Annotated in this window: 19 protein-coding genes; 15 read left to right on the forward strand and 4 right to left on the reverse strand. The window is 36.0% G+C overall.

Annotated elements, in window-relative coordinates:
• The first annotated feature begins 99 nt into the window (after positions 1-99).
• From EL165_RS19180 to EL165_RS19230, 11 genes are all read left to right on the forward strand, one after another.
• Positions 100-864: an enoyl-CoA hydratase/isomerase family protein gene (locus tag EL165_RS19180; RefSeq protein ID WP_002981746.1), complete on the forward strand. Its 765-nt coding sequence runs from the start codon at positions 100-102 to the stop codon at positions 862-864.
• A gap of 213 nt (positions 865-1,077) precedes the next feature.
• A complete protein-coding gene (locus tag EL165_RS19185) occupies positions 1,078-1,695 on the forward strand; it encodes a hypothetical protein (RefSeq protein ID WP_002981745.1) in 618 nt (205 codons plus the stop codon).
• Positions 1,695-2,315 (forward strand): hypothetical protein, encoded by a 621-nt coding sequence (locus EL165_RS19190; RefSeq protein WP_002981744.1) that lies wholly within the window; start codon positions 1,695-1,697, stop codon positions 2,313-2,315. Before EL165_RS19185 ends, EL165_RS19190 begins: the two co-directional genes overlap by 1 nt.
• Positions 2,316-2,408: 93 nt before the next feature.
• On the forward strand, positions 2,409-2,699 hold the full coding sequence (locus EL165_RS19195; RefSeq protein WP_002981743.1) for a winged helix-turn-helix domain-containing protein: 291 nt from the start codon (positions 2,409-2,411) through the stop codon (positions 2,697-2,699).
• A gap of 65 nt (positions 2,700-2,764) precedes the next feature.
• Positions 2,765-3,055, forward strand: a complete 291-nt coding sequence (locus EL165_RS19200) for a hypothetical protein (RefSeq protein ID WP_002981742.1) — start codon at positions 2,765-2,767, stop codon at positions 3,053-3,055.
• 47 nt (positions 3,056-3,102) lie between these two features.
• Positions 3,103-3,588 (forward strand): Coq4 family protein, encoded by a 486-nt coding sequence (locus EL165_RS19205; protein ID WP_002981741.1) that lies wholly within the window; start codon positions 3,103-3,105, stop codon positions 3,586-3,588.
• 10 nt (positions 3,589-3,598) lie between these two features.
• Entirely contained in the window at positions 3,599-3,910 is a 312-nt protein-coding gene (locus tag EL165_RS19210) for a hypothetical protein (RefSeq protein WP_002981740.1), read from the forward strand.
• 74 nt (positions 3,911-3,984) lie between these two features.
• A complete protein-coding gene (locus tag EL165_RS19215; protein ID WP_002981739.1) occupies positions 3,985-5,355 on the forward strand; it encodes a DUF4153 domain-containing protein in 1,371 nt (456 codons plus the stop codon).
• 6 nt (positions 5,356-5,361) lie between these two features.
• Complete coding sequence (locus tag EL165_RS19220; RefSeq protein WP_002981738.1) at positions 5,362-6,066, forward strand: DUF1361 domain-containing protein; 705 nt, start codon at positions 5,362-5,364, stop codon at positions 6,064-6,066.
• Positions 6,067-6,119: 53 nt separating this feature from the next.
• On the forward strand, positions 6,120-6,659 hold the full coding sequence (locus tag EL165_RS19225; protein ID WP_002981737.1) for a hypothetical protein: 540 nt from the start codon (positions 6,120-6,122) through the stop codon (positions 6,657-6,659).
• Between the two features lie 60 nt (positions 6,660-6,719).
• Positions 6,720-7,232 (forward strand): hypothetical protein, encoded by a 513-nt coding sequence (locus EL165_RS19230; RefSeq protein WP_002981736.1) that lies wholly within the window; start codon positions 6,720-6,722, stop codon positions 7,230-7,232.
• An 86-nt stretch (positions 7,233-7,318) separates the two neighbouring features.
• On the opposite strand, the gene EL165_RS19235 is transcribed toward EL165_RS19230, so the two are convergent.
• The 4 genes from EL165_RS19235 to EL165_RS19250 form a co-directional block, all read right to left on the reverse strand.
• Positions 7,319-8,977 carry a S8/S53 family peptidase gene (locus tag EL165_RS19235; RefSeq protein ID WP_002981735.1) on the reverse strand — a complete coding sequence of 553 codons (1,659 nt, stop codon included), beginning with the start codon at positions 8,975-8,977 and terminating at the stop codon, positions 7,319-7,321.
• A 195-nt stretch (positions 8,978-9,172) separates the two neighbouring features.
• Positions 9,173-9,769 (reverse strand): hypothetical protein, encoded by a 597-nt coding sequence (locus EL165_RS19240; protein WP_002981734.1) that lies wholly within the window; start codon positions 9,767-9,769, stop codon positions 9,173-9,175.
• A 9-nt stretch (positions 9,770-9,778) separates the two neighbouring features.
• Positions 9,779-10,228 (reverse strand): D-aminoacyl-tRNA deacylase, encoded by a 450-nt coding sequence (gene dtd, locus EL165_RS19245; RefSeq protein ID WP_002981733.1) that lies wholly within the window; start codon positions 10,226-10,228, stop codon positions 9,779-9,781.
• Between the two features lie 8 nt (positions 10,229-10,236).
• A complete protein-coding gene (locus EL165_RS19250) occupies positions 10,237-10,692 on the reverse strand; it encodes a hypothetical protein (protein WP_002981732.1) in 456 nt (151 codons plus the stop codon).
• Positions 10,693-10,801: 109 nt separating this feature from the next.
• On the opposite strand from EL165_RS19250, the gene greA reads away from it, so the two are divergent.
• The 4 genes from greA to EL165_RS19270 all read left to right on the forward strand — a co-directional run bounded on the left by greA (position 10,802) and on the right by EL165_RS19270 (position 15,024).
• Positions 10,802-11,272 (forward strand): transcription elongation factor GreA, encoded by a 471-nt coding sequence (gene greA / locus EL165_RS19255; protein ID WP_002981731.1) that lies wholly within the window; start codon positions 10,802-10,804, stop codon positions 11,270-11,272.
• Positions 11,273-11,327: 55 nt separating this feature from the next.
• Positions 11,328-11,717: an HIT family protein gene (locus tag EL165_RS19260; RefSeq protein WP_002981730.1), complete on the forward strand. Its 390-nt coding sequence runs from the start codon at positions 11,328-11,330 to the stop codon at positions 11,715-11,717.
• Between the two features lie 68 nt (positions 11,718-11,785).
• Positions 11,786-12,973, forward strand: a complete 1,188-nt coding sequence (clpX, locus tag EL165_RS19265; protein WP_041461926.1) for an ATP-dependent Clp protease ATP-binding subunit ClpX — start codon at positions 11,786-11,788, stop codon at positions 12,971-12,973.
• Positions 12,974-13,047: 74 nt separating this feature from the next.
• Positions 13,048-15,024: a T9SS type A sorting domain-containing protein gene (locus EL165_RS19270; RefSeq protein WP_002981728.1), complete on the forward strand. Its 1,977-nt coding sequence runs from the start codon at positions 13,048-13,050 to the stop codon at positions 15,022-15,024.

A 15,024-nucleotide genomic window follows, 5' to 3' on the forward strand; every position in this document is an offset into this window, starting at 1 on the left:
ATGTCTCGTATTAGGCAGGGTTAAAAAGAAAATATAAGATTTAAGTTTCTCTGAACGAGCTGTATTTCGTATTTTTGTAAGAATCCAATAAAAATAAAAATGAGCGAATTTGTAGCATCAGAAATTAAAAATAATATTGCTGAGATCAGTTTCGGAACTCCTAAAAGTAATTCTTTGCCGGGAGCAATTTTAGAAAAACTGGCAGCAACTATCCTTGAAGAAGGCGCGAAAGATGAGGTGAAAGCTATTTTGGTAAAAAGTGAAGGTGAGAAAGCATTCTGTGCAGGAGCAAGTTTTGATGAGCTTTTAGCAATTGAAGAACTTGAAGCTTCCACACAATTCTTTGGCGGCTTTGCTAAAGTTTTGAATGCGATGAGAAACTGCGGAAAGATTATAGTGGTAAGAGTTCAGGGTAAAACTACCGGTGGTGGTGTTGGAATTGCCTGTGGAGCAGACTATTGTTTTGCCACAAAAGATTCAGCGTTGGCACTTACAGAAATCAATCTTGGAATTGGTCCCTTTGTTATCGGTCCTTACGTAGAAAGAAAAATCGGAAAATCACAATTTTCTGCAATGGCTATTGATGCTGATTTCAGGTCTGCTGAATGGGCTGAGCAGCATAATATCTACCATTCAGTTTCAGATACCATTCAGGAAATGGATGAAAAACTGGAAAAATTTTTACAAACTTTGGCTTCAAGAAGTAGTGATGCCTTAGCATTAATTAAAAAAGTTTCATGGGAGGGGACAGATCATTTCAATGAATTAATGCCTGCAAGAATTCACATGAGTGCCAGTCTTATTCTTGAAGATTCTGCAAAGAAAAATATTGAATCAATTAAAGAAAGATTGAGAGCGAAATAGTTCTTTTTTTAGCTTTTAGGATTTTAATACAATATATAATCCGTAGAAATATTTTATTTTCTACGGATTTTTTTGTTCTGTATAATATTATTATACGACTGTTCTGCATTTTAATAATATATGAGTATATCGATAAGTACAACTCCAAAATTTTAAAATAAAAACTTGGCAGATTAAAAATAAATTATAACTTTGTAATTCAAAGTTCTTTTTATGGATGCAAAAAACTATCACGAAGACTTATCTCATATCCGTTCTATGATGGAGCGTTCTTCCAGATTTATTTCATTAAGCGGATTATCCGGAGTTGTTGCGGGGCTAACGGCAATTATCGGAGCTGTTTATGTGTATTTTGTTTTCCTGAGGGAAGGGATCAGTTATTTTGATGGAGATAGAAATATTCTGGGACCTGCTTTGGTTAAAGAACTTGTTCTGATTGGAATTGTAATTTTGGTTGTAGCTATTCTTAGTGGTTATATTTTTACAGCCCATAAAAGCAAAAAGAAAGGTTTGAAGATCTGGGATGCCACAACAAAGCGACTTTTGATTACCTTTGCAGTCCCTTTGATTGCTGGAGGAGTTTTCTGTCTTGCGCTTCTCTATCATCATCTTTTCGTTTTTATTGCTCCGGTTACACTCATTTTTTACGGATTGGCTCTGGTGGCGGCAGAACGGTATACATTAACGGACATAAAGTATCTTGGATATTTTGAGATTGTTTTAGGACTTATTTCTTTATTCATTTTAGGTTGGGGGTTAGTGTTTTGGGCAATTGGTTTTGGGGTTTTGCATATTATCTATGGATTGATTATGCATAAGAAGTACAAATAATGGGAGTTGGTTTTGTCATATTAATCCATCTTTTCATTATTGCTGCTCTCAGTTTTATCTTCGCTGTGATAAGTTGTACTTTCACTTATTTTATCAGCAAAAAAGAAAATAGAAGACGGAAAATAATATTAGCATTAATAGCTCCTTTTGTAGCTTTTTATACCTTTTATATTGTCGGAGTTATTGGTTTATCCATGGTGTCTAATAATAAAAAAGTGGATGTGGGAATTGGTGATTCCTGGTACGTTCCTCTTAAAAATGATCATCAACTATTATTTATTGATTTGCCCGAACAAGCAAGTATAAATAATGGGAATGGACTGACATTGATCTCGTCGGTTGCTAAAATAGAGGAATCTGGTAACCATATTTTTGGAAAGACATTAGATAATGAATATTTTTTCGTTGATTTAAAGACAAATGATGTAAAAACTTTTCAAACAGAGAAAGAGTTGAGTTTTTTATCTACATCTAAAAAACTCAATCTAATAGATGTAACTGAATTCTATTCAGAAAGGAAGAAAGATATTATGGGTTATTGGCCTTTACTGATAATGTTTTTATCTTTTATTATTAGTGTTGGAGCGGTGTACATTTGGAAATTAATATTAATTTTTTAGTTATGAAATAATATCATACTAAAGTTATAAAGAATTAAAAAAAATGAGAGATAGTCAGATTTGACTGTTTCAGAATAAATAAGATAAAGTAAAATGATCAAAATAAATCAACTCAATAAAGAATTCGAAAGCCGTGTAAGACTGGGCATTATGTCCGTTCTGATGGTCAACGACTGGGTTGATTTTTCTGAAATGAAAAGCCTGCTCGAAATTACAGACGGAAATCTTGCCAGCCATAGCAACGCACTCGAAAAAGCAGGATACATTGAAGTGAAAAAAGAATTTGTAGGGAAAAAGCCTAAAACATCTTATCGTGTTACGCAGAGTGGGAGACAGGCTTTTACTGAGCATCTGAATGCTCTTGAAAAATTATTGGGACGATAGTCCTATATTTTTTTGAAAATTAACTTTGAAATACAAAGTACTTTATAATTTTAAAATCAAATAAAATGATGACACAAAAACAAACAACAGTTGCAATTTATGCTCTACCAGTGGCTTTGCTAAGTATTCCGTTGCTGGGAAATCTGTTTTCTAAAGAAGTAAACTGGTCGCCTTCAGATTTTCTGATCGCAGCAATTTTACTGTTTACAACAGCATTTCTGATCAATCTAGTCAGGAACAAAATCAAAAAACAAAGTCAGAAAATTCTGATCTGCATTTTCATTTTGCTAGCCCTTGCATTAATCTGGCTCGAACTGGCAGTAGGGATTTTTGGAAGCCCGATTGCGGGAAGCTAGCACAGAATTATACAACATTTAAGCTGATTATTGTTAATAAATACATTATGAAAAAAATACGCGTTCAGTTTCTGCTATTTGTGTATGATAAAACTCAAAAGCTCTACAGAAAATATTTTAAAAAGAAAAAAAGACAATGGCAGTTCAATGAAAAACAGCTGCTGGAATTCCAGGAAGATTCTTTGGGGAGAAAGCTCGGGGAATTTTACAGGAAACATGGGTTTTCAATGATTCCCAAAATGGAAAACCACGACGTTCACCATCTGATAACCGGCTGTGGAACCAACTTCGAAGATGAAATTGCCATGCAGTACCTGCTTCTTGGGAACGGCAAGCTTAATGCACACCTTCTGGCTGCAATCGTATTGGGAACAATTATCCTTCCGGAATACGTGAAAATTTATATTAAAGCCTACAAAAAAGGGCAGAACATGAGAGCCTTTCACGATTGGGATTTTGAAGGGCTGCTCTGGCAGAATTTTGAACATGTGAAAGATTTTATTCAACAGAAAGAAACGGCAGTTCTACATTAAAATTAAGATAATGAGAAAAATAAAATTCAGTCCATTGGGGGAGAAGACATTTTTAATCTCCTTTTTGTTGGGTACATCTTTACTGCTTTTGTTTTGGATTACAAGAGCCGAATTTCTCATTGTATTGGGATTTTATTATGTGATGATTGCAGCTGTAGTGAATCTGTTAATCACTTTATATGAATTGATGGAGTTTCTGAGTGATATCTCCGGAAAGAAAAGAAACGGGAACTCTGTGCTTCTGTTATTGCTTAATATCCCTATTGCTTTAATCTATTTCATCGTATACTTTGAGTTTCTTTCCAATGTTTCCAAATTTTAATTTTTGCTAATCTCTGTATCTATAGATCAAGTGTTTCAATCCTTTAAATTTTAAATCTTTCAATAATTAACCTCATGAAAACACATCATTATATATTTCTTACAGCCCTCTTGTTTGTCATTGTCTTCTATGATCAGGAAGTAGGGCTGAACCTTGGAATTCTTGGAATTGCCTATGCCGTACTGACCCTGTTCAGAACACAGCAAAAAAACAGAACCGGAACTTTGTACACCCTTTTTGTGACAAGCATCCTGTCCGGCATTGCGTTTGCCTGGTTCGGAGACTTCCCGTCTTTTATTGCTGTCGTAAGTTCATTGCTTTTACTGGGATATAAGTCGAAGAACAAAAGATTAAAAATCGTTTTTTTAATTCCGGTTTTTGTCGTTAATTGCTGTACTTCATTCTGCCGTTTTTTCAGTTTTGATGAGTGGCTGCCAAAGAAAAATATTCCCGGATTATGGCAAAAAACGCTGGCTTTCATTTTGATCCCGCTGATCCTGGTTTCCGTTTTCTTTGGAATTTATTCTGCAGGAAGCAATCATTTTGCAGCTCTTTTCACAGATTATGAGCTGGATATTAATCTGTGGCAGGTATTCTGTCTGTCTGTTTTAGGATTCTTTATTGCCTTCAATTACTGGAATTATGCTGTAGAAAAGCTGATCTATAAAAACAATCATGTTCTGGATAATGAGTTTAGCAAAGATGCCCGGATCCCAAAGGCTACTTATTCTTTTCTTGATATTGATGCAGAAAGAATGAGTGGAGTGATTTCTTTTATTTTGCTGAATATACTATTGGTATTCTTTATTATTACGTACAACTACGAACAGTTTTATGAAGCGGTAAAAACTCCTGTTCAGCTGTCAGAAGAAACCCATGAAAGAGTAAATGCTGTGATCATGTCTATTGTCATGGCCATCCTGGTAATCATGTTCTACTTTAAGTCAGGATTTAATTTTGATCCGAAAGCTGGTCTGTTAAAAACATTAGCTAAAATCTGGATTTTCCTTAATGCTGCTCTTGTTTTGTCTGCGGTCCTTAAAAATTATGAGTATATCGTTAATTACGGATTTACCTATAAAAGACTGGGAGTTTTTGCTTTCCTTGTTTTATCAATGATCGGTCTGGCTTTAACTTTTATTAAAATTCAAAAGAAAAAAAGAAATATTTTCCTTATCAATACCATGATCTGGTACGTTTACGGAACCATTTTATTGTGCAGCTATTTCAATTGGGGCGGTTTTATTACTGCTCAGAATATGAAAAGAAAAGATTTTGCAGTGAACTATTATTTAACGTCTGTCAATTTCAGTGAAAAAGCGCTGTTGAAGTATGCAGATGCAAAAAATGATCAAAAGCTTAAAAAGACACTGCAGAAAAAGGTAAAAAATGAAACATCCAAAACGTTTCTTTCCAAAATTATCTATTATCAAACCATTCAATAACTGATTATGAAAAAGCTCACAGAATCTTCAAGATTTACAATCAGTATGCTCCTTATATTGATGACTGTATTTTGTTTCAGCCTCTCTGTTTTCAGATATTATATCAGTGAAACAAAAGTATTTTTATTTCTCAACTGGAACCTCTTTCTGGCATGGATCCCTTTATTATTAAGTTCTTTGGTTCTGGCTTTTAATATCAGAAGTAGAATCTCGCTGGCATTTATTATTATAATCTGGATTTTGTTTTTTCCCAATTCGCCCTATATTCTTACAGATCTTTTTCATCTGAGAGCAAGAAACGAGATTCCGATCTGGTATGATCTGGTTGTGATTCTTTCTTATGCCTGGACGGGTCTGATCTGTGGCTTTATCAGCCTTAAAGATATTGAACAGCGTCTTTCAGATTATGCCAGAAGAAATTTCATTACCGGTTTAATTATATTTTTCCTTTTTATGAGCAGCTTTGGAGTCTATCTGGGAAGATTTCTGAGATGGAACAGCTGGGATGTGCTCAATAATCCTTTTGGTCTTTTCTCAGATATTGTAGTAAGGTTCATCTATCCGATGGAATATACCAAGACTTGGGGCATTACTGCCCTGATAGGGATGATGCTCAACTTTATGTACTTCACATTCAAATGGGCAGGAACAAATCATGAAAAAGTAATACAGCCGGAAAATAAACCGTTGCATGAATTGGAACAGTTTTAGCATTTAATTGAGCTCAACAGAATATTGGTTGATCACTTTTAAAATTAATTATTATGAAAAAAAGCTTATTGTTAATCCCTTTGATGATTGTTGCCTGTAAAAAAGAGCCTGCCGTGACCAGCGTTCCGGAGAAAGATTCCACAGTCGTAACAGAAATGCCGGACTCTTCTGTGAAAAGTGATTCTGCTGCATTGATAAAAAGAGATTCAATTATTAACAATGCACCGGCTACCAAAGAAGTTCTTCGTAAAGGTGTCATGAGAGATGAAAAAGAGGGCCAGATTATAAGAACGGCTGATGCCAACCAGTTGCCTTTTACTATAGGGGAAGAATTTACAAAAGATGATCAGGACTTTGTTTTAAAACTAACCCATTATGACCGTCCGAATATTAAAGCAAAAATTTCTACAAAAGAAAAAGACTTCAATATCAGATTCAATCAGATCAGATTACCGAACGGGAACTATGATGGACCTTTCGGAAGGGAAATTACTTATGACACTCCCGGAAAAGGAGAAGTATGGCTGATTATCGGTAAAAGTAATATGGCTTCCGGAAATACCAAAGGAAGCTTTACAGTAACTGTAGAATAAAACCAATCAATTTGGTACAATTTCTGCAAACTAAATTCTGAAATTTAAAAATTTACAATTATGAAAAATATAGTTCTAACAGCAATGGCCGCCTCAGCTGTACTCGTAAGTTGCGGAACCGTACAGTCGCTGGTTCAGAATACATTTCCATACACAACGAATGTCTTGGTATCTACGGGAGTACCTGCTGATAAAGAAATTTCTTCCACTGCAACAGCTACCAATGTGCAGACCTGGTTTGGAGGTAATAATAATGCAAAAATTAAAGATGTAAGAATATCAGATGCAAAAATTTCTGTAGCTTCTCCTTCGGGAGGCAATCTGAGTGCATTTAAAAGCGTGAAGATCTATGTTTCATCCAACGGAACAGGAGAAAGACTGGTTGCATCACGTTCCAATATCTCCACCAATTCTTCCAGCTTAAATCTGGATTTGAATGATACAGGATTTCTTGATGAAATTGTAAAAAGTTCCGGATTGACAGTAAGAACAGTTTATGAATTGAAGAATCAAACCTCTTCAGATATGAATATAAAAGTAGCGCTTAACTTCAACAGCGTTCCTGCACAATAAGACCTATAAAAATTGATATTAAAAACCCTCTTTCAGTATTCCGGAAGAGGGTTTAATGTGAAGTAAAATGATGTAAAATTTTAAAACTATATTTTGGTTAATTTCTCAACAACTCTTCTCTGACCTTCATTGATATTAATGATATACTGACCTGTAGGCAGTTGGGAAATATCAATTTTTTCATCAGGTAAAACTGAACTTTTAATTACTGTACGTCCTTGAAAATTAATGATTTCAATATCCAGCTTTTTATTTTCATTACTTTGAATAGCAATGCTGCTGCTGGATGGGTTAGGATAAATTTTAACTTCTAATGCAGCTAAGGTTTTAACAGGGGTGGCAAATTTACTTTCCAGTTGAAGTATGGCATTCTTCACATTAGGAAGAGGGCCTATCTTCTGTCCCGTTACAGTTCCTCCCTGCGGAATTCCCGTAGAAATCAAAAGATTCTTCATCGCCGTAGGTGTTAAATATTGTCCTGTTGTCTGGCGATAAAAAGACTGGATCAGAATAGCTGCAGAAGACACCACCGGCGTAGCAGAACTCGTACCACTGAAATAATTATAGGTTCTGTTATTATCATTGTCATATTTCGCGTAAGATCCGTAGCCTGCTGCCAGTACACTGCTTCCCCAACCCTGAACATCCACTCTGTTTCCATAAGTACTGAAGCTCAGTTTTGAATGGGTGGTATTGGGAGATCCCGCACCTACGATGATAGCTCCACTGTTTCCTCTCGCAAGATAGTTGGCATAAAACGGATCATCGAGATTCTGGTTACCATTACCTGCAGCAGCAATAACAATAATTCCTGAATCAGTAGCCGCTTTTGTAAGATCCCAGATGACCTGGTCATACTCAGCAGGGCAATACTGGCCATCTTTGCCACCGGTCTGCATTTCATATAAAATAATATCGCCAGCCTGAGATGCGTTGATAGATCTGCTCACTGCAGAAGCTCTGTTGTATCCCACAGTGGTCCATTCCATATAGCCTTTTATTTCAGAAGTATTGTAGGCAGCTCCTGTAAGTCCGATATTATCTTTAACTGAACCTAAAATACTCACTACTGCAGTCCCGTGGTCACGGTAATTATTATTCGCTAATCCTGCATTAGGAGAATATCCGGGCTCAAGCTGTATAGCGTTTTGATTGGAAAGCATTTCATGTGTTTTGTAAAAACCATATTCCACATCCCTTACACGGATATTCTGTCCGGTAATTCCTCTTGACCATGCATATTTTGCATTAATACCCGGATTGTCGTTCAGGTAAGTCTGAAGGCTTTCCAGATCCGGTGTAGCCACAAAAGCATTGACCAAAGGAGGTTCAACAGGATCAGCACTCATGACAGACACATATTCTATTTCTGGAAACCTTTCCAGAGTGCGGATAATTTTCTCTGTTGTTTCTGTGTTCTGAAGTGGAAGATCAGCCTTATAAATTCTTTTCAGCTTTTCTACAGACTCTGTGGAATTTCCGATGGCTTTACTGTTTCTGGCCATTTCATCAAGCTTACTGTCCGTAAAATCAAGATCATACCTGAACGAAATGTGATTCTCTCTTGAAAACTTTTCCAGATCAGCATTTCGGCTGAATGCTGTTTTTTCTGAATTAATGCCTTTTGAAAAGCATACATACATAATTGAATTTTGATCATTAGCCATCCTGTGCTGGCTGTCCTGCCCAAAAGACAGGGAAGCACAGAACGCAAACAATGCGAAAAGGTTGATTTTTGTTTTCATACTATTTTGTTAAATGGTTGTAAATCAGATTTGATTTACATCAAAAGTAGTAATAAAATAAAAACAAATCACATTTTTGTGAGTTTATTTTTTGATTTTTTTCTTTGCCTTTTGTGCAGGAGCTTTTAAAGGTTAAACAATAAAAAACCATCCAGAATCACTGAATGGCATTGTTGAGGTTTATCAATTGAATCTTTACAGATCATCAAACCAGTTTAATTTATTTTTGTGATAAATCACTTTCTTCTTATTCTTAATGTGGTATTCAATACCAATGCTGTCGTTGTTCACATTCACCAGTTTAGCCTCCTGAATGGGTAGCTCTCTCTCATCTGTAATTCTCTGCAGTGATGGTGGCAAAATGTCTTCCGTTATATCTCTGTAAAGAACCCTTGCTGTTTGCTTTTCAAAAATCCCCTCTTTTTTGTAAATCGTGATCATAGGATTATATAGCGCTCCCGGACGGCCTCTTTCCATTCTGTAAATATCATTGAGCTTAATTTGCTGATCACAGCCCAGGGTAGAAAAATACAGAAGAATATTGAAAAAAGGGATCATCATGGGCAGTATGCTCAGAATAATTCCTGATATCAAAACACCAAAATATACTTTAACTCCTTTTTTCTTCCAGAAGCGGATAATAATAAAAACAGTCATTGCAAGCCAAAGCCAGTTAATTATCTTGTCTGTATAATAGCCAGCAAGACTATAGTGGTTCAGGCTTATTATGATCCCGAACAGAAAAATTAAAGTCACTGCCAGATAAGCAATGACTATATTTTTGTTACTCATCTTTCAAGCCTAGCTTTTGGTAATAGAATCCATTACAATGGTTACAGGTCCGTCGTTGATCAGGGATACTTTCATATCTGCCCCGAAGATTCCGCTTTCTGTTTTCAATCCGGATTTGCTTATTTCTTCTTTAAAATAATCAAAAAGAGGAACCGCTTTATCAGGTTTCGCTGCTTTTATAAAAGAAGGGCGGTTTCCTTTCTTATAATCGGCAATCAATGTAAACTGGCTGATGCAAAGGATTTCTCCGGAAATATCCTTCACAGAAAGATTGAGCTTATCTTCTTCATCCCCGAAGATTCTTAGATTTAAAACCTTCTGTACAAGCCAGTCTGCATCTGTTTTTTCATCATTCTCATCTACACCTACCAGCAGCATCAGCCCTTTACCGATTTCACCTACAATCTTTCCTTCCACTTTTACATTAGCTTCAGAGACTCTTTGTATAACGATCTTCATTTTATATTCTAATAATAAACATTTAAAGTTTTGCTTGGTGTATCATAGCTGTACGGATAAGTTTTGGGAGGAAGAGATGTTTTAGCTCCTGATTCCGGCTGTCCCGTACTTAAAATCCATCTTGTATTATCCTGAGGACATATAATAGAAATATTGTCTTTCACCTCCAAAGTGGTATTGCTGTCAGGGCATATATGGGGAGCATTTCTGTCATATACTTTAAATCCGTTTGCTGTTCGGACAATAATTAATCCTCTCGTTCCGGACTGTTGCTCGTTGACGTAGATCCAGCCGTTGATATTGTTCAAAGGGTAGTACGCCGGAAGGTTCAGGTTAAGCGATACATTGATAGGAACATTCGGGAAGCAGTTCACCGTATCTTCTCTGCTTCCACATGAGTTTATAGTTAAATTACTGAAAATCAATAAGCTGAAAATAGATAAGATTGAAAAAGTTTTTTTCATTTCAATTTAAATTTTTATATATTTGTAAAAATTAAACGATTACAACACGAAAACATTGTCCGGCAAATGTCGGATTATTTTTTTATACTAAAACTAAATTTTGAAAATTATGGCAAGCTATGTAACTAAGGAGGGCTTAGAGAAAATGAAAGCTGAGCTGGAACAGTTGGAAACTGTGGAGAGACCAAAAATTACTCAGCAGATCGCAGAAGCTAGAGACAAAGGAGATTTGTCTGAAAATGCAGAATATGATGCGGCCAAAGAGGCTCAGGGTATGCTTGAAATGAGAATTTCCAAGCTGAAAGATGTCATCTCTACTTCTAAAATTATAGACGAAAGCCAATTAGATACTTCAAAAGTTTCAATCTTAACAACAGTGAAACTTAAAAATAATGCTACCAAGCAGGAACAGGTATTTACATTGGTACCGGATAATGAAAGCGACCTGAAGACAGGAAAGATTTCTGTGAACACACCTATTGCAAAGGGTCTGTTAGGAAAAGCTATCGGCGAAACAGCTGAAATTACTTTACCGAACGGAAACAAACTGTCTTTTGAAGTATTAGACATTTCTTTATAGTCTGATATTTCTTTTATTTCTAACTTCTAAAACATCTAACCAAACTTCTGATAAAATGAGCACTATATTCACAAAAATCATCAATGGCGAAATTCCCTCTTATAAGATTGCAGAAAATGAAAACTTTATCGCATTCTTAGACGCAATGCCTTTGGTGAAGGGGCATACTTTAGTAGTCCCTAAGAAAGAAGTGGATTTGATTTTTGATCTTGAAAGTGAAGAATACAAAAACCTTTGGGGATTTGCCCAAGAGGTAGCCAAGAAGATCAAAACTGCAATTCCATGTGTAAGAGTAGGAGTAGCGGTGGTAGGACTTGAAGTTCCGCATGCACACATCCATCTGATTCCTTTAAATAAGATGGAAGATATGAATTTCAGAAATGAAAGATTAAAATTAACGAACGAAGAATATACAGAGATTCAAAACTCAATTATTAATTCTTAACAACCGGAAAATCGTAAAAAAGTAATTTTTTACGATTTTCTTTAACATATACATATATATTATATCATATGAACTCAAACCAATGTTCTTTCTGCGGCAGAAAAAGAAGTGAAGTACAGATGCTGATTTCCGGGCAGAATGGTTTTATTTGTGAAAATTGTATAGAGCAGGCACATGCTATTGTAAAAGACAGTGCATCCAAAACAGGATACTCGCCTGCAGAAAGCATGGACGAGCTTAAAAAACCAAAAGAGATCAAAGAATTTCTTGATCAGTATGTAATTGGTCAGGATCAGGCAAAGAAACAGCTTTCAATTGCTGTGTATAACCACTATAAAAGATTACTTCATGCTCAGGACGAAAACAGGGAAGTAGAGCTGGAAAAGTCAAATATCATCATGATAGGGGAAACCGGAACAGGTAAAACCCTTTTGGCAAAAACGATTGCAAGAGAACTTAATGTACCTTTCTGCATTGTGGATGCTACTATTTTAACAGAAGCAGGGTATGTGGGGGAAGATGTTGAAAGTATCCTTTCCAGACTTCTGATGGTGGCGGATTATGACGTTGAAAAAGCTGAAAAAGGAATTGTTTTCATCGATGAGATTGATAAAATTGCCAGAAAATCAGATAACCCGAGTATCACCAGAGATGTTTCCGGAGAAGGAGTGCAGCAGGGATTGCTGAAGCTATTGGAAGGAAGTATCGTAAATGTTCCGCCTCAGGGAGGAAGAAAACACCCGGACCAGAAATATATCCAGGTAAATACACAGAACATCCTTTTTATTGCAGGAGGAGCTTTTGATGGGATCAAAGAGATCATCGAAAGAAGAATGAACAAGCAGGCCATCGGCTTCAGCTCTGAAAAAATCAATAAAACTGATGAAGATGAGTATATATTAACAAATATTAATGCGATTGATCTTCGTACTTTCGGATTAATTCCGGAACTTTTAGGAAGATTTCCGATTATCACTTACCTCGATAAACTCACAAAAGAGACTTTGGTAAGAATTATGAAGGAACCTAAAAACTCTATCGTGAATCAATTTGTGGAACTTTTCAAAATGGATGGCACAAATTTGGTTATTACAGACGGAGCAATTGAAAAAATCGTAGAGGAAACTATTGAAAAAGGATTGGGAGCAAGAGGTCTGAGAGGTACTACCGAAAAAGTTCTAGAAGACTATATGTTTTCAATAGGAGAGGAGAAAGAGATCATCTTAACGGAGGATAATGTTTTGATTAATAGATAAAAAATTTTTTTTTTAAGAAAAATAATAATACCTTTGCGGGTGAAGATTGTATTAACACACAAATAATTTATACAATGAGAAAAAGTTTATTTGCTATAGGTCTTTTAGCAATTAGTTATTCTGTTCAGGCGCAGATACTATGTCATGTTGACACTAATGCTAATATGTATGTGAGCGAAGGCACCCTAGTTTATAGTGGTGGAGGTGTACAAACAAAAGGTAATGGCCTTTTGGACGTACATGGAAATATAATGATTGTAGGATCTGGTACAGATGCTTTTAAGACAATAGACGCTGCAGGTTCTGATAAGACAGATGGCGGTAATATCATCTTAAGACTAAATACCCCTGCTTCCTTTGCTACTTCCACGTATGGCCAGCTGTACATCGATGGACTATCCCAGTCCAATATTACAGGTATTGTAACTAAAGAATACAGAACTACAAGTAATGGTAGTGGTAATTATTTCCAGCAAGTCGCTTTGCCTTTCTATGGTAAAGCTTTAGGTTCATTATCTACAGAGGTTGGTAAAACCTTCAATACAGGTAGATACAGCAATCCAATTCTAAAGTGGGATAACGGTAATGCAGTTTCTGCACATTTTACAGATTTAGCAACTACTACAGCTGATGGTTCAGGGTATTATATGCTGAAAGTTACCAACAATGATTGGAATCCAAGTGCACCTGCTACAGGAACAGTTTTCAATATTAACGGTAGACCATTTGCCCCGTTGGCTGGAACTGCTTCATTGCAGAATGCAGGAAAATCTAACGTTGGCCCTTCCAATGTCGTATTTGGAAATGGTGGTAACGCTTTGAATTCTTACAGCGAAAAGTATAATACTTACCTTGATGATTCATTTGAATTTACTCTAAGCCCATGGGCTGGAACATTTGGTCAGAACTTCTATCAATTTGGTAACCCTTATCTAACTAATATAGATTTATCTAATATCGGATACACTGAAAGCGTTACAGGGTCAGATGGAAATGCGGTAAGAAACATCTGGGGTATTGAATATAACCCTGGTACTATTGTTACACTTCCTGGAGGTTCTACTTATGCTACAGGTGCTCAGGTGGTTACTTACGTGCCGACAGGTGACGGAGTAGCTCCGGCAGTTGGTGATGTCAACTTAGATAAAATGGTGATTAAACCTATGCAGTCATTTAAAATAAAGTTAAGAGACAATACAGTTCAGACTTTAGACTTTAATCCTCTAAGAAGATTTAAATCAACAGCAAGAACTGCAGGTACTCCTAACGGTGTAAATGCAGCTAGAATGGCTGGTAAGAACACATCCAATACAGTGAAGCAGCTTGGAGTAATCGGTCTTGATGCTAATGGTAATGAGATTTCCAGAACATATTATGTGGTTTCTCCATCATTTACAACAGGGCACCAGGTTTCTGCAGCTACAACAGTTCAAAGTTCAGCAGGTACAAGAATTATTGGTACTTACGAAGAAGCATTGAATGGTGGGTATGATAACAACTATACCAACTATTGGTTATATATTAATGAAGCTAATGAGAATAACTTCCAAGGTAAAAATGTTAAGTTAGTTAACTATAAGCTTGATCAGGTTAAATCTTATAAGTTCGAGATCAGAGAAAATGCAGAACTTATTCCTGCCGGTGCACACCAGTTATCTTCAGGAATTGGTTTCTACTATAAAGCGGAAAATGGAAATTTACTACAGGCTAAACAAGGTGATATTGTACCTGTAACAAATGAGGAAGCTAACTTGTATTATGGTGAGCCAAGTAATATTACTCTGGCTGTAGATAAGGCAGCTCCTAGTATTTCGAGAACACTTGTTGTTTACGATCCATCTGTTACAAATTACATTGTTAGATTTGATCCAAAATGGAAAAAAGCGGACATTCAAGTTTATGATATGAGCGGTAAACTGGTAATCTCTAAAAAAGCGGTTGAAACATCCAGAGATTTTGTAATTGAGCTTGATGGCTCAGTTAAAAACTCTTACATTGTAAAAATCGTTTCTGATAAGGGAGAAACTGTTAACACTAAAATCTTAAAATAA

This window comes from Chryseobacterium gleum, from assembly GCF_900636535.1.
In the GTDB taxonomy this organism is placed as follows: Bacteria; Bacteroidota; Bacteroidia; order Flavobacteriales; family Weeksellaceae; genus Chryseobacterium; species Chryseobacterium gleum.

What these genes read in the sequence shown, in the direction of transcription:
- EL165_RS19180 (WP_002981746.1), top strand. Translation starts at nt 100, where the DNA reads ATGAGCGAATTTGTAGCATCAGAAATTAAAAATAATATTGCTGAGATC.
- EL165_RS19185 (WP_002981745.1), top strand. Translation starts at nt 1,078, where the DNA reads ATGGATGCAAAAAACTATCACGAAGACTTATCTCATATCCGTTCTATG.
- EL165_RS19190 (WP_002981744.1), top strand. Translation starts at nt 1,695, where the DNA reads ATGGGAGTTGGTTTTGTCATATTAATCCATCTTTTCATTATTGCTGCT.
- EL165_RS19195 (WP_002981743.1), top strand. Translation starts at nt 2,409, where the DNA reads ATGATCAAAATAAATCAACTCAATAAAGAATTCGAAAGCCGTGTAAGA.
- EL165_RS19200 (WP_002981742.1), top strand. Translation starts at nt 2,765, where the DNA reads ATGATGACACAAAAACAAACAACAGTTGCAATTTATGCTCTACCAGTG.
- EL165_RS19205 (WP_002981741.1), top strand. Translation starts at nt 3,103, where the DNA reads ATGAAAAAAATACGCGTTCAGTTTCTGCTATTTGTGTATGATAAAACT.
- EL165_RS19210 (WP_002981740.1), top strand. Translation starts at nt 3,599, where the DNA reads ATGAGAAAAATAAAATTCAGTCCATTGGGGGAGAAGACATTTTTAATC.
- EL165_RS19215 (WP_002981739.1), top strand. Translation starts at nt 3,985, where the DNA reads ATGAAAACACATCATTATATATTTCTTACAGCCCTCTTGTTTGTCATT.
- EL165_RS19220 (WP_002981738.1), top strand. Translation starts at nt 5,362, where the DNA reads ATGAAAAAGCTCACAGAATCTTCAAGATTTACAATCAGTATGCTCCTT.
- EL165_RS19225 (WP_002981737.1), top strand. Translation starts at nt 6,120, where the DNA reads ATGAAAAAAAGCTTATTGTTAATCCCTTTGATGATTGTTGCCTGTAAA.
- EL165_RS19230 (WP_002981736.1), top strand. Translation starts at nt 6,720, where the DNA reads ATGAAAAATATAGTTCTAACAGCAATGGCCGCCTCAGCTGTACTCGTA.
- EL165_RS19235 (WP_002981735.1), bottom strand. Translation starts at nt 8,977, where the DNA reads ATGAAAACAAAAATCAACCTTTTCGCATTGTTTGCGTTCTGTGCTTCC.
- EL165_RS19240 (WP_002981734.1), bottom strand. Translation starts at nt 9,769, where the DNA reads ATGAGTAACAAAAATATAGTCATTGCTTATCTGGCAGTGACTTTAATT.
- dtd (WP_002981733.1), bottom strand. Translation starts at nt 10,228, where the DNA reads ATGAAGATCGTTATACAAAGAGTCTCTGAAGCTAATGTAAAAGTGGAA.
- EL165_RS19250 (WP_002981732.1), bottom strand. Translation starts at nt 10,692, where the DNA reads ATGAAAAAAACTTTTTCAATCTTATCTATTTTCAGCTTATTGATTTTC.
- greA (WP_002981731.1), top strand. Translation starts at nt 10,802, where the DNA reads ATGGCAAGCTATGTAACTAAGGAGGGCTTAGAGAAAATGAAAGCTGAG.
- EL165_RS19260 (WP_002981730.1), top strand. Translation starts at nt 11,328, where the DNA reads ATGAGCACTATATTCACAAAAATCATCAATGGCGAAATTCCCTCTTAT.
- clpX (WP_041461926.1), top strand. Translation starts at nt 11,786, where the DNA reads ATGAACTCAAACCAATGTTCTTTCTGCGGCAGAAAAAGAAGTGAAGTA.
- EL165_RS19270 (WP_002981728.1), top strand. Translation starts at nt 13,048, where the DNA reads ATGAGAAAAAGTTTATTTGCTATAGGTCTTTTAGCAATTAGTTATTCT.